The sequence below is a fragment of the Gilliamella sp. App6-5 genome (genome assembly GCF_001690525.1).
GTDB classification, from domain to species: Bacteria; Pseudomonadota; Gammaproteobacteria; order Enterobacterales; family Orbaceae; genus Gilliamella; species Gilliamella apicola_H.
The window spans coordinates 30,861-44,693 of the sequence record NZ_LZGT01000014.1 but is presented as its reverse complement, the minus strand read 5'-3'; the positions used below and the strand labels follow the sequence as shown (position 1 = coordinate 44,693).

The 13,833-nt window shown below is 33.3% G+C and carries 12 protein-coding genes and 1 tRNA gene; 6 read left to right on the top strand and 7 right to left on the bottom strand.

What is annotated here, in order from left to right; translation table 11 throughout:
• Positions 1-11 precede the first annotated feature (11 nt).
• Entirely contained in the window at positions 12-2,783 is a 2,772-nt protein-coding gene (locus tag A9G24_RS01975; RefSeq protein ID WP_065637540.1) for a flavocytochrome c, read from the bottom strand.
• 512 nt (positions 2,784-3,295) lie between these two features.
• Here A9G24_RS01975 and A9G24_RS01970 point away from each other — a divergent pair.
• Positions 3,296-4,360: a dihydroorotate oxidase gene (locus tag A9G24_RS01970; protein ID WP_065637539.1), complete on the top strand. Its 1,065-nt coding sequence runs from the start codon at positions 3,296-3,298 to the stop codon at positions 4,358-4,360.
• A 136-nt stretch (positions 4,361-4,496) separates the two neighbouring features.
• Here A9G24_RS01970 and A9G24_RS01965 read toward each other — a convergent pair.
• Positions 4,497-4,573: transfer RNA gene (locus tag A9G24_RS01965), tRNA-Asp, on the bottom strand.
• A gap of 114 nt (positions 4,574-4,687) precedes the next feature.
• Complete coding sequence (gene dnaQ / locus A9G24_RS01960; RefSeq protein ID WP_081303045.1) at positions 4,688-5,425, bottom strand: DNA polymerase III subunit epsilon; 738 nt, start codon at positions 5,423-5,425, stop codon at positions 4,688-4,690.
• 224 nt (positions 5,426-5,649) lie between these two features.
• On the opposite strand from dnaQ, the gene rnhA reads away from it, so the two are divergent.
• From rnhA to A9G24_RS01945, 4 genes are all read left to right on the top strand, one after another.
• Positions 5,650-6,123, top strand: a complete 474-nt coding sequence (gene rnhA, locus A9G24_RS01955) for a ribonuclease HI (RefSeq protein ID WP_065637538.1) — start codon at positions 5,650-5,652, stop codon at positions 6,121-6,123.
• A gap of 76 nt (positions 6,124-6,199) precedes the next feature.
• Positions 6,200-6,622, top strand: coding sequence for an MBL fold metallo-hydrolase (locus A9G24_RS13000; RefSeq protein WP_218056188.1), 423 nt, complete (start codon positions 6,200-6,202; stop codon positions 6,620-6,622).
• Positions 6,616-6,915, top strand: a complete 300-nt coding sequence (locus tag A9G24_RS12995; RefSeq protein WP_218056187.1) for a hydroxyacylglutathione hydrolase C-terminal domain-containing protein — start codon at positions 6,616-6,618, stop codon at positions 6,913-6,915. The genes A9G24_RS13000 and A9G24_RS12995 overlap by 7 nt, the downstream gene beginning before the upstream one ends.
• Positions 6,916-7,123: 208 nt before the next feature.
• On the top strand, positions 7,124-8,191 hold the full coding sequence (locus A9G24_RS01945; RefSeq protein WP_065637537.1) for a transglycosylase SLT domain-containing protein: 1,068 nt from the start codon (positions 7,124-7,126) through the stop codon (positions 8,189-8,191).
• Here A9G24_RS01945 and A9G24_RS01940 read toward each other — a convergent pair.
• The 3 genes from A9G24_RS01940 to rlmC all read right to left on the bottom strand — a co-directional run bounded on the left by A9G24_RS01940 (position 8,163) and on the right by rlmC (position 11,893).
• Entirely contained in the window at positions 8,163-8,951 is a 789-nt protein-coding gene (locus A9G24_RS01940; RefSeq protein ID WP_065637536.1) for an endonuclease/exonuclease/phosphatase family protein, read from the bottom strand. The two genes, A9G24_RS01945 and A9G24_RS01940, sit on opposite strands and share 29 nt — an antisense overlap.
• Positions 8,944-10,515, bottom strand: coding sequence for a glutamate--cysteine ligase (gshA, locus tag A9G24_RS01935; protein WP_065637535.1), 1,572 nt, complete (start codon positions 10,513-10,515; stop codon positions 8,944-8,946). Before gshA ends, A9G24_RS01940 begins: the two co-directional genes overlap by 8 nt.
• A 229-nt stretch (positions 10,516-10,744) precedes the next feature.
• On the bottom strand, positions 10,745-11,893 hold the full coding sequence (gene rlmC, locus A9G24_RS01930) for a 23S rRNA (uracil(747)-C(5))-methyltransferase RlmC (protein WP_065637534.1): 1,149 nt from the start codon (positions 11,891-11,893) through the stop codon (positions 10,745-10,747).
• A 218-nt stretch (positions 11,894-12,111) separates the two neighbouring features.
• Here rlmC and map point away from each other — a divergent pair, with 218 nt between their 5' ends.
• On the top strand, positions 12,112-12,900 hold the full coding sequence (gene map / locus A9G24_RS01925; protein WP_065637533.1) for a type I methionyl aminopeptidase: 789 nt from the start codon (positions 12,112-12,114) through the stop codon (positions 12,898-12,900).
• Positions 12,901-12,962: 62 nt separating this feature from the next.
• Here map and A9G24_RS01920 read toward each other — a convergent pair whose 3' ends face one another.
• Entirely contained in the window at positions 12,963-13,832 is an 870-nt protein-coding gene (locus A9G24_RS01920; protein WP_065637532.1) for a co-chaperone YbbN, read from the bottom strand.
• Between the last annotated feature and the right edge of the window lies 1 nt (position 13,833).

The following is a 13,833-nucleotide window of genomic DNA, read 5'->3' as shown; positions in this document are numbered from 1 at the left end:
GTTATAACAAGCTAACTTTTGATATAATCACCAGCTTTTTTGCCCGCTTGTATACCAAAAATAATGATATCTGCAACAGCGTTACCTCCTATACGATTTGCGCCATGTACACCACCCACTACCTCACCTGCGGCGAACACGCCTTGAATGACATTTTTATTAGTATCTAAGACTTGTGTTTGAATATTGATAGTTACACCGCCCATGGTATGATGAACACCAGGTGCAATTTTTATTGCATAGAAAGGCCCTTTTTCTATCGGATGACGCATACCCGTTGTTCGTCCAAAATCTTCATCGTGTTTAGTTGTTGCAAACTGATTGTATCGTTTTACAGTTTTCGTTAATGTGTTGTCATTAATCGATAGCTTTTGAGCTAATTCTTCAATCGTATTTGCTTGGGTAACAAGTTCATTTGCAACATATTCTTCAACTGATCTGTTTTCATCACGTATTTGTTGATCAAATAAGATATAAGCATAGTGTTCCGGTAGTTTGATAATCTCAGCTGATACATTGTCTCGGGTGTCAAGCTCATTAACAAATCGTTGGCCTTCTTGCGATACAAGTATCGCGCCCCCACCACGAATAGATTCTGAAATTAAATAAGAAGAGGTTTGTTCAACTGTTGGATGGATTTGAATTTCTCCCATATCAACAGTTCCAGCACCAAGCTTTTCAAGTATCATAATACCAGAGCCGGTGGCACCTTTATGATTGGTGGTGACAAATCCTTTAAGATCAGGGCGATATTTTTCAACCATTGCAGTATTAGCACTAAATCCACCGGTTGCAATAATGACTGCTTTGGTTTTTATCATATGAGTTGAACCGTCTTCTTCTGAAACTTTAACGCCAATAACTTTGTGGTTTTCGGTGACAATTTCAGTAACTGCTGTATCAAGCATGACTTCGATACCACGCTTATTGATATTTCTGACTAGTCCACTGATTAAGAAACCACCTACCGCTGCACCACTTTCTGGGCGGTGTGTTCGATCAATACTCATACCACCAGTTGTTGTAATGCCACTTAGTTCAATACCATTCTCATCTAACCAATTGATCGCATCTGGTGCATTTTCAACAAAATAATGTAATAAGTCAGGATTATTTTTATTTTTTCCACCTATCATCGTTTCTTGATAGAAAAGTTCTTTACTGTCTTTGATACCTTTAAGTTTTTGGAACTTAGTTTCTGCGGCATTCATACCAGCTGAGGCTTTATTGGTATTACCGCCAATGACAGACATTTGCTCAACAATTACTACATTTGCGCCCAGATCATGCACTTGAATAGCAGCCGCTAGCCCAGCACCACCACTACCAACTACCACTACATCGAAAGATTGGTCATTAGGATCGCCACCTTCGGCAATAATCGCCTCTTTGTTAGATTTTGCCATCGCTTTAGTGACTGCTTTTTTAAAAGCTTCACATTGGGTAGTTGCTCCTGAAATCGTATCAACATGTGAACTATTGGAATCAATAATTCTATTTTTTATAACAGTAAAATTATCTAGGATATCATTATCAAACTCTTTAGCATTCACTAATGCCATATCTTTAATAAAGTCTTTACCTAATTCAACATTAATAAGAAATTCGTAAGATTCATCGTTAACTGTTTCTTGATAATTACCTGGTTTAAATTTTTTAACATTAAGATTAACATCACGAATCAAGCTTTCAACCAAAGAAAAACGCCATAAAGGTTCAGGAATATTAAGTTCTTCACGTTTATCACTATTGATAAACAGTTCTAGTTTTTCACCTTTCTTAATACGGCTAATCCAATCAGGATAAGCAATACAAGCTCGTCCAACAGCGACTAAGTCATAACCATTATTGATTGCATCATTAACATCATTTAGATTAATAACATTACCAACACCCACAACAGGAATTTTTGCTAATGTGGCCGATCGCATTGCTACATATTTTTTAATTAGTGGGGTTGGATCTTGTGTATCAACAATAGATGGTCTAAGTGTTGTTCCCATTGAAAAATGGACATAATCAAGCCCTTTGTCAGCTAATTTTTCAAGTAAATACATGGAATCATCAAAACGAATGCCTGGGACTTCTAGCTCTTCAGGTGAAAAACGATAACCAACAATAAATTCAGGTGTTGCATATTGTTTAACCATATTATGGGTGATATTTAAAATAGCAAGCGGGAATCGAGTACGATTATCACGGCTTCCGCCCCATTTATCATTCCTTTGATTTGAATTAGGAGAATAGAATTGTTGAATTAAATAAGTATTAGCACCATGAATCTCTACCCCGTCAAAACCAGCCAGAATAGCTCGACGCACGGCTTGACCAAACTTATCAATCATTTCGTCCACTTCATCAGTAGTCAATTCAATTGGCATAGCAGCATTAGGACGCGGAGCTGCAATTGCACTAGGCCCTACAGGAGATTGTCCACCAATGAGTTTAGGTTCGACCATTCTTCCGCCATGATACACTTGAATAATTGCTTTAGAGCCTTGATCTTTGATAGCTTGAGCAATTTTAGCTAATCCTTCAATTTTATCGTCACTATCTAAACCAATCGCTCCAGGAAAAGCTAAGCCTTTATTATCGATAAATCCACATTCAACAATAATAGCCCCTATTTCACCAGATCTTACACGATAATATTCGATCAAGTCATGTGTAACAGAACCATCATAAAAACCAGAACATGTTGTCATTGGTGCCATCATTATACGGTTTTTTAATTCAACACCATTGGGTAGCGTTAACGATTTAAAAATATTTTCATTTTGCATTTTTATATACCTAACATTTAATCTTTTTCGTTTTCAATAATGATAACATTACCAATAGTCATTCTCCACTTACGTTAATTTCATTAATAGCTGGTGTATCATTTTTTCGACAAAAATTTTTCTTAATTTATTAATTGATTAGAAAATTATCGATATAAATAAAATAAGACTTTACTTATTTTTTATACTTGACAGTGTTTAAAGTTTCCACTGTATAACTATAAATCTAAAAAATAATATTATAACCTTTTCATTTAGTTACATATTTTTTAAATTTTCATATTGAATTTTAAATTTGATCAGCTAAAATGCCTTAAAGTTAACAAAAAGAGAATATTAGAATGTTTGGAATACCCATTAACAAATTAAAATCAAAATTATCTTTTTATTCTCTACTTACCCTATTTTTAAATCCTCCTTCATGGAGGATTTTTTTTGGTTAACAAACTGTTTTTTAACCATTTCAAATTAATAATCAATTTACTTTAAGACATGTATAATCAGGAGATAGTATGAAATCTTTAACACCTTTTTATAATCCAAATATAAGCTACGAAGATAATTATGCTCAAGGACCCTTTGGACTTTTTGCACAACTCGATAAAGTACAAAAAATCCCAACAACAATTTCAAAATTCTTAAATATTGAGGTCAATTTACCATTCGGTATGCCCGCTGGTCCACTATTAAATGCAAACTATATTAAAGCTGCTTTTGCTTATGGATTTGACTTATGCGTATATAAAACGGTCAGAACTAAACTACATAAATGCCATCCTTTACCTAATGTTTTATCTGTTCATCCTAAAGATAAATTATCATGCAATCTAGATACAGTATTAGCTGATACCAATTATAATCAGCCATTATCAATTACCAACTCATTTGGCGTGCCTTCATTTTCACCTGATATTTGGCAACTCGATATGGCTGACGCTGTAAAATCAGCTGGCAATGGACAATGTGTAATAGGTAGTTTCCAAGGAACACAAGGTAATGGAGAAATAGAAAAAGATTACGCTTTAGCAGCAAAATTAGTTAGAGAGACCAATGCACCTATTCTTGAAGCAAATTTAAGTTGCCCAAACGAAGGAGCAAGTAAACTACTTTGCTTTGATGTAGACAAAGTTGAACGAATAGTTAATGCCATTAAAACTGCTGTGCCTGATCGTCCACTTATTTTAAAACTAGCGTATTTTCCTGATGATGAAAAGATTATTTCTTTATTAACTCGTGTCGGAACTATCATTGACGGTTTAAGCGCCATCAACACATTATCGGCTAAACCCGTTGATGCTAAAGGTTACCCGGCCTTAGGTGAAAATAGAAAAGAAGGTGGAATTTGTGGTGATGCAATCCGTTGGGCTGGCTTAGATATGGTGAGTCGTTTAGCTAAATATCGTAAACAAATGGATCTAAAATTTGCTATTGTGGGTGTCGGTGGAGTTGGTTCTAGTGAACATTATCATCAATTTATAAAAAGTGGTGCTGATGCTGTTATGAGTGCAACGGGTGCTATGTGGAATCCACTTCTTGCGATAGAAATCAAGAAAGGCCTTTTGAATGAAAATGGATAGTTGAAAAAAACATAAAAAGTTACAGGGTAACTTACCCTGTAATTCCATTTTCAATAAAAAATTTATACAATTCTGCTTTATTTATTTTTGGCTGGTAATAAATAGACTAAATAGATTTAGATAAGATCTGATGAATTGGCGGAACGGACGGGGCTCGAACCCGCGACCCCCTGCGTGACAGGCAAGTATTCTAACCAACTGAACTACCGCTCCGCTTTTGTTTGATAGTTTTAATGCTAGAACATTAAAACAGGCGTGATATTAAAGATTTTTTTTGTTATCGTCAATAAAATTTTTAAAATTAATGTTTAATTGACTATAAAGCAATCATTTATTTAAATTCCATAATGCTCCACTACTTTTTTTATCAATTTTTTTTAAAACTGATTTATGTTCAGAAAGCTCATATTCAGTTGCCTTGATTACTTTTAAAGGCGCGCCGTTACGTTCTACTCTTTTTATTATATTATTTTCCGATGAAGATGAGTTATTATCCTCTGCATTAAAAGATAAGGTCGTTTGCCCCCCGGTCATCGCTAAATACACTTCAGCTAAAATCTCGGCATCTAATAACGCGCCATGCAGCGTTCTGTGAGAGTTATCAATTTGATAGCGCTCACATAATACATCTAGGTTATTACGTTTACCAGGAAATAGGCGCCTTGCCATGGCTAAGGTATCAGTAACAATACAATGATCAGCAGTTTTAAAATCCAACCCACAAAGACGAAATTCATAATCCATAAAGCCTACATCAAACGAAGCATTGTGGATAATTAATTCAGCGCCATCAATAAATTTAATAAAATCATGCGCTATATTTTTAAAAATCGGCTTATCTTTAACAAAATCGTCACTTATGCCATGCACTTTAAATGCATCTTCATCAATTAAGCGTTCTGGATTAATGTAAACATGAAAATGGTTACCCGTTAAACGGCGATTAATGACTTCAACAGCACCAATTTCAATAATCTTATGTCCTTCATAGTGATTATTACTTTCTTGGTTCATACCAGTTGTTTCAGTATCTAATACAATTTGTCGCGTAGAATGATTTATCACTTGCTTCTCTTTTTATATCAATGATTGGGAAAAAACATTTTTAGTGGTATAGTCTAGCATCAAAAAACTTTAATGTTGATACCTTTATAAATGAAGATAATCGTCAATTTGCTAAAGTTATAGAATAACAGTAAATAAATTAAATGACTGTTAATTTGCATTTTCAATTAAAATAAACAATAGATTTAAATCGATCCCCAATAATTATTAAATAAATTTAAAAAATGTTAAAAAAAATCAAAATATATACAGATGGTTCCTGCCTTGGTAATCCGGGCCCCGGTGGTTATGCTGCTATTTTAAAATATAAACAAACTGAAAAGATATTATCGAAAGGTTTTTTTAAAACAACGAATAATCGCATGGAATTATTAGCTGCAATTGTGGCTTTAGAACAATTAAAGCAACCTTGTCAAATTGAGTTATATTCTGATAGTCAGTATTTGCGTAACGGTATTATGAATTGGATCCACGGTTGGAAAAAAAATGGTTGGAGGACAGCCAGCAAACAACCAGTAAAAAATGTCGACTTATGGAAAAAGCTTGATGAATTAGTACAACCCCATAACATTAAATGGATTTGGATCAAAGGTCATGCTGGTCATATTGAAAATGAGCGCTGTGACATTATAGCTAAAACACAAGCCCAATCCCCTACTATGCAAGACGCTATATTTGAACAATCTATAAATGATTAATTTATAAAAATACTTTTATGAAACTGATATAAATTTACTTGCTTTTAATATAGATAACTGATGGTATAAAAATAATATGTATCAACTGAATAGCATCAAATCCTTAAAAGATAATTATATTTGGATTCTAAGCAACTCTTATAATCAAGCCGTGATTATTGATCCTGGCGAAGCTGGACCTGTTATTAATTATATTAATCAGTATAAATTATTCCCCCTTGGAATCCTACTTACCCATCACCATATTGATCACACTGGTGGGGTGTGTGAATTAAAAGCTCAATATCAGCATATTGATATTTACGGCCCTAGCGAAATTGATTTGCCGATTAATTATCTTATTAATCAAGATAAAGTTTGTATTGGTAATTTTAGCTTTGATGTTATAGCAATACCAGGACATACGCTTGGGCATTTAGCTTATTATTGCTACCTTTATTTGTTTTCTTTTCGGCTGGTTGCAGAAGGGTTTTTGAGGGTACTTATCAACAAATGTTAGATTCATTAGAACGTTTAAAACGGCTGCCTGATGATACTTTAATCTGTGCTGGTCATGAATATACTCTATCAAATTTAGCCTTTGCGTCCCACATATTGCCTAATGATAAAAGCATCAAAAGCTATATAGATCTGATTTCAAAAAAATCAAAAACATTACCGTCTTTTTTGTCTAAAGAAAAGCAAATTAACTTATTTTTGCGATGCCATGAACATCAATTACAAAATAAGTTAAATTTTAATAATGAGTTAGATTTGTTCACTTTTTTTAGGAGCCAAAAAGACATTTTTTAGGTATAATATTAAACTTAATTTGGGTAAAACTTACGGAATAATGAAAAAGTTATTAATATTTACAACATTATGTTTGTTTCTAGGTGCGTGCCATCATCATGCACCGCGATATAATCCTGTTGTTAGAATAAAGTATTCGAAAAACACGGCTAATAACAGAAGTAATTCTAGTAGTTATGTATCTATCACTCAGAACCCATGGCAATATATGCTTAATCAGATTGATGCCAATGTTCCTGAAAATAGCCGAGTTAAAGCAGAGCGAGAACGATTATTACGTAATCCTAAAGGATTTGAAACAGTTGCTTTACGTTCTGAACCTTATGTTTATTACATTATTAATCAACTTCGTAGAAATAATCTACCAGCTGAATTAGCTTTAGTTCCTCTTATTGAGAGCGCTTATGACCCACTTGCAACATCACCAGCACAAGCTGCGGGATTGTGGCAATTTGTACCAGTCACAGCTAGAGAGTATGGGTTACAACAAAGTAATTCATTTGATGCCCGTAGGGATCTAATAGCCTCCACTAATTCTGCAATATCGCTGCTACAAAATTTAAATAGCCGTTTTAATGGGGACTGGCTTTTAACACTTGCAGCTTATAATGCGGGTGAAGGTCGAGTCAGAAAAGCCATTGAGAAAAATCAGGCAAAAGGTTTACCAACAAATTATTGGTCATTAGACTTGCCAACTGAAACCATGCACTATGTGCCTAAAATTTTAGCTATCATTGATATTGTTAAAAATAATAAACGATATGGCATTAAGTTACCTGATTGTAACTACGAAAATTCGCTTGTTAGAATTGATATTTCTAAAAATATTTCATTAGCTAAAATTGCTAAATATTCTAAATTATCGCTTGATGAGTTAACAACATACAATGCAGGATATGTACAACAAACAGTAAATGGTCCTTTTCATCTGCTTGTTCCTTATACTCATGCTCATGATTTATTTAAAAAATTACAAAAAGAAAATCTTGTTGCAAATGAAATTACAGAACTTCTACAAGATACTCCTCATGCTAATATGCCATTTGAATTTAGATCAAGTTTCATTCAAAACAAAAGCATTGTAAGCAAAGATAACTTCTCTAGAAATGAAAAAAAGATTGCTTATCTTGTCAAAGCAGGTGATAGTTTATATTCAATAGCAAAAAATTATCGTGTAAAAATTACTGATATATTGCAGTGGAATAATCTAAAGAATTCTAGAGTTCAAGAAGGTGATATCTTAACAATCAATCTTGCCAGTGCAAATCCAATCTAAAATTTACTAATAGAGGATTATGATCTGATGCGGTTGTGCTAATAATTTCAGCTGTATTAAGTTGTAATCCTCGGTAAAAAATAAAATCTAACGGTCTGCCCATAAATCTTTTACGAATATCAATGGAAAAATTAACAGGCTTAAGTTCAATTGAATGAACAAGATGATACAATAAATTCAGTCGCTGTCTACTCCATGCATTAAAATCCCCAGCAAAGATGACTGGACCATTATGTTCTTTTATTCGGGTTAATAACACGCGTATTTGTTGATGGTAGACTTTTACACCAATACTAAAATTTACAGCATGAATATTCGCAACTAATAACTGTTGCTTAGAATCTCTAATAGGATAAATAGTAATTAAAGCAGATTTAGGAACACGAATTAATGGTTCTTTTTCTCTAAACGAAAAAAGTGAAGTTGGTAACGAGTCAGAAATTGTCATGACCCCAGCATAAATATTGTTGAAACAATATGCTGGGACATGATCGGCAATTTTATTGTGCTGTGAAATGAAATGAAGTAACGGTAATGTTGTTTGTGCTTCTTGTAATAAAATTAGTTTAGCTTTATCAGCATATTGTTTGAGTACAGTAATACAATCAGATTTCTTTTGTTTAAAAATATTCCAAACTAAAACAGTAAATGATGTTTGATCGATTAACGGTTTATTAACTGTAATTTCTTGGTTAGGCAAGAGCAACTCAACTTCGTTGCTTGCCCGATAACGTAAAGTATAACATCGATTTTTAAACATTTTTATCGTGCAACTTTTTCTGCAAATATTGATCAAAAGTTAAAGTATCACTCTGCTCTTTCTTCTTCTGTTTTTCAATAGATAAATTGCGTTGTTGAACAAAATCATCTTCAGTTAATAATGCTAAAGGTTCTGCCATAAGCTGTTTTTTATATTGGCTTGCTAAAGCTAAACCAAATTTCGCTGTCCCTAAATCGCTTATTGCTTGTAATGTTCTTGCTGATAAAGTTAATTCAGGTTGATCAAACATCAAATCTAAACGCTCACAAACATTACGATAACTCTGCTTGTCATCTTGATGATCTAAAACATCAGCAACACGTAATAAATCTTTGAATAATTGGTGTCCAACTTTGGCCAAAGGTTCTCGATAGCTATTGCAACCAATACCGATCTCAAGCCCTGGTTTTCGTCCTTCCATTATTACCCTATTCCAATTTAATTTGGCACACTCAAGTTCTTGACTGCTCATTTCAGGCGCTGGTGCTAGTGCACACCAAATTAAAAAAAGATCGATAAATCGTATTTGTTCTTCAGTAATCCCCACCGGTGAAAATGGATTAACATCTAATGCACGTACTTCAATATATTCAATACCACCACGTAAAAGTGCATCCGACGGTGACTCCCCTATCATTGCGACTCTTTTAGGTCTAATTGGCCCGTAAAATTCATTTTCAATTTGCAATACATTATCGTTTAATTGACGATAATGACCATCAACTTTGATACCCAGTTTAGTAAATTCCGCTGATTTTGTATGCGTTGCTCGTTTTAATCCTTCAACATAAGTATCTAAATGATTAAAAGTAATGCCTAGTTGTTTTTGTGCATTATTAGTATACCCAATATCGCTTAACCTTAAAGATGTTGCGTAAGGCAAATAACAGTTGCCATTTGTTTGTTCAATAAAGGCTTTCGCTTTTTGTGGATCTTGAATAAATGAAGAGCACATCGATGGTGATGATCCAAACAAATAAGGAATAACCCAACCAAAGCGATAATAGTTACGAATCAATGTAAAGTAGCCTTCAGAAATAACAGCTTTACCTTCTTCTGTATTTTTTACACCATCTCTTGCTTGCCAAAATGCCATGGGTAATGAAAAATTATAATGAACGCCAGATATGGTTTGCATCATTGCACCATAACGGTTTTTTAGACCTTCTCGATAAACCGTTTTAAAACGCCCTTCATTTGATGATCCATATTGAGCTAAAATAATATCTTCTTCATTGGCAACAAAACATGGCATACTTAATGGCCACATCATTTCGTCATCAATATTTACACTAGCATAACGATGCAGATCGCGTAAAAACGTTAGCATATAATCGATATTGGTATTAACTGGTGTAATAAATTCTAGCATTGATTCAGCAAAATCAGTTGTTATCCAAGGATGAGTCAACGCTGCGCCAATTTTTGCGGGGAATGAAGTTTTCGACAATGTCCCGTCAGGCAAAATGCGTAAAGTTTCACGTTCAACCCCGCGTTGAATACCTTGTAAGATGGTGTAGTGTTTTTCTAACCAGTTAAGCGCTTTAGAAACATCAGGAATCATATTTTGCCTTCCTTAAATGAAATTATTTATTTTTTATATTAACATAGTTTGATATTAACAATGGTCTAATTTATAACAATCTTTAAAATAAAAACTAAATATAATTTGTAATTTAATGATTAAAAAATACAATTCACTATTTTTATTACAGATAATTGAATCTTGGCAGATCTTTAAATATAACAATTATTTCATAGATTGAAGATAATATTATGGTTTGATAATTAGATTATCTATCTTTTCTTTGTAATAAAACCAAGACTTCCATATGTGAAGTATGGGGAAACATATCAAACAGTTGCACTTTCATGATTTGATAGTTGGATAACAACATTAAATCTTCGACTAACGAGGTTAAGTTGCAACTTGAATATAAAATATAGCTTGGTTGTACATTTTCTAAATACTGCATAAGCACTTTACCAACCCCTCGTCTTGGTGGATTAAGCAATACTAGATCTGGAATGTCTTGTTCAGCGATAGCATATTGTGTGGCATCAAACGATTTAAAAAATAATTGGTTAAAGCCTAACTTTTCTGCTGATTGAGTTGCGCACTCAATTGCGTCTGAACTAATTTCAATACCTGTCAGTTGGATAGCACTTTCAGTATTAAGACTAACACAACTTAAGCCAAAACCACCTACACCACAAAACAAATCCCAAATTGAGTGAATAGATAAATTTGTGACCCAGTCACTTGCTGTTTTATAAAGATTTCTGGCAACATAACTATTTGTTTGAAAAAAACTTTTAGGCTTAATAAAAAGAGGAACGCCATTTAATGTCATTGGCAAAAATGAGGTATCAGTTAAAACTAACTCTTCTTCTCCTTCTAAAATAGCCGCATGATTAGGTTGGATATTAATTGAAATTACCTTTAAGTTTTGTATTTTATCTTGTAATTGTTTAAAAGAATTATTTATTTTCTCGACAAATTTGTGCGATTTTAAAACAAATCGCAACATAAAATAGCTTGTATTATTCTCTTTACTTTCAGTAACTATAACAAATTTCAATTCTCCCTTCCGCTTAATAATATTATAAGGTACAAGCTCCTGTTTACGGATGAAAGTTCGAACAAGTTTGAGGATGTTTTGCATACTATTTGAGTAAAGAGGGCAATCACATAAATCGACCATCTCATTATCTGTTTGTATCCCTAAAATAGGTCTTTCAACGGTGCCTAACACCGCCATTTTTGCTTTATTACGGAAAGCAAATTCATTACTACCAAAGGGATCTACAACGTCATTAGGTTTAAATTGAGTTAATTGTTGCAACAGATTATTTTGTTTTTCTGCTAGTTGTGCATGATAGGGCTTATCCATCCATTGACAAGATAAACATTTTTTCTGCTGATAAAAACGACATTGCATTGCGATAAAACCCTTTTTTATAATGAGTTATTCTATATATAAAACCGTATTAAAATAAGTATAAGTTTTTATTTTATACTAAAACACATACTTTCCTGAAACTTTTTTACAAAATTTTATAAGAATATAAGTAAAATGCATAATTAATCATCCGGCATGATTTGACGAAATAGCGAGGTATGATAGGATATTGTTATTAATATTACAGGAAAAATTTAATGTCTATAAAGTTAAAAACCCCCGTCGAAATTGAAAAAATGCGAATTGCTGGAAAACTTGCAGCTGAAGTATTAGAAATGATTGAACCCTATGTTAAACCGGGCATTAGTACTGGTGAACTAGACAAAATTTGTTATGAACATATTGTTAATGTTCAAAAAGCTATTCCAGCTAATATTGGCTATAGTGGCTATCAACACACAAGTTGTATTTCAATTAATGATGTGGTTTGCCATGGTATTCCAAGTTTTGACAAAAAGTTAAAAGATGGTGATATTTTAAATATTGATGTAACAGTTATCAAAGATGGTTATCACGGTGATACTTCTAGGATGTACATTGCTGGTAAGCCAACTATCGCAGGTGAAAAATTATGCCAAGTTACACAAGAAAGTCTTTACGAGGCGATTAAAATTATCAAACCCGGCATACGTTTAAAGGAAATTGGTAAAACGATTCAAAAATATGTCGATAAATTTGGTTTTTCTTCAGTTCGCGAATACTGTGGTCATGGTATTGGTGAGGTCTATCATGACGAACCTCAAGTCTTACATTATGATGCTGATGACGGCGGTGTAATTTTAAAACCAGGCATGACTTTTACTATTGAACCTATGATAAATACAGGCGATTGGCGTACCCGTACCATGAAAGATGGCTGGACAGTCAAAACCAAAGATCATGGTCTTTCTGCACAGTATGAACATACTATTTTAGTAACTGATAATGGTGTTGAAATCTTAACATTGCGTAGTAACGAAGACTTTTCTCGCATTATTGAACACTAAATAAAGTGGATTCAACAATAGTTTATTGTTGAATCCTTTCGCTTTATTAAATTTCATAAATCTTAATATAATAAAGTATACAACTTACGTCGATAACTACTGGCTAAAGGATTACTTGTACCTAATGCTGCTAGTAAATCAAGTAATGTTTTCTTCACTTGTCCGTCACCAGCATTAAGATCTTTTGTCAGCGGTTTAAATAACAACTCTAATGCTTCCTCATGACGCCCTACATGCATTAATTGGGAAGACAATTGAATCATTAATTCAACGTTATCAGAATGTTGAGCAAATTCTGCTTGTAATTGCTGTAATTCAGGAGAATTAGTGGCTTGTTCAAGTAGTTCTATTTCGGCTTGTAATCCATGATAGCTTGAATCTTGATCTTGTAGCGGAATAGTTGCAAGCACTTCTTTTGCTTCATTTAGCTGTTTAAGTTCAATTTGTGATTTTATTAGCATTAATGCAATATCTGTTCTTGGTTTGCCCAAATGATCGGTAAGTGATTTCCAAGTTTGCCGTAACAGTGGTAATGCTTCTTCATATTTGGCTTCATTAAATAAATTTTGTGCTTCAATTAATTTAAGCTCATCTTCATTTGGTAGCACTTTTTCTAAAAAAGTTTTAATGGTTTCTTCAGATTGCGGTCCTTGAAAACCATCTACAGGTTGACCATTTTGAAATAAATAAACCGTTGGTATCGCCCGTAAACCAAATTGAGCGGCTAACATTTGTTGTTCATCACAATTAATATTGGCTAAAATAAATTGCCCATGATGTTCATTAGCTAATTTAGTTAATGTTTGAGTCATTACCTCATAATTTGGACTTCTAGCTGACCAAAAATAAAATAACACAGGGGATGTCGATGATTTTTCAATCACCTCTTGAATATTTTGCTCATTAACATCAAAAATAAATTGATTTTGCATA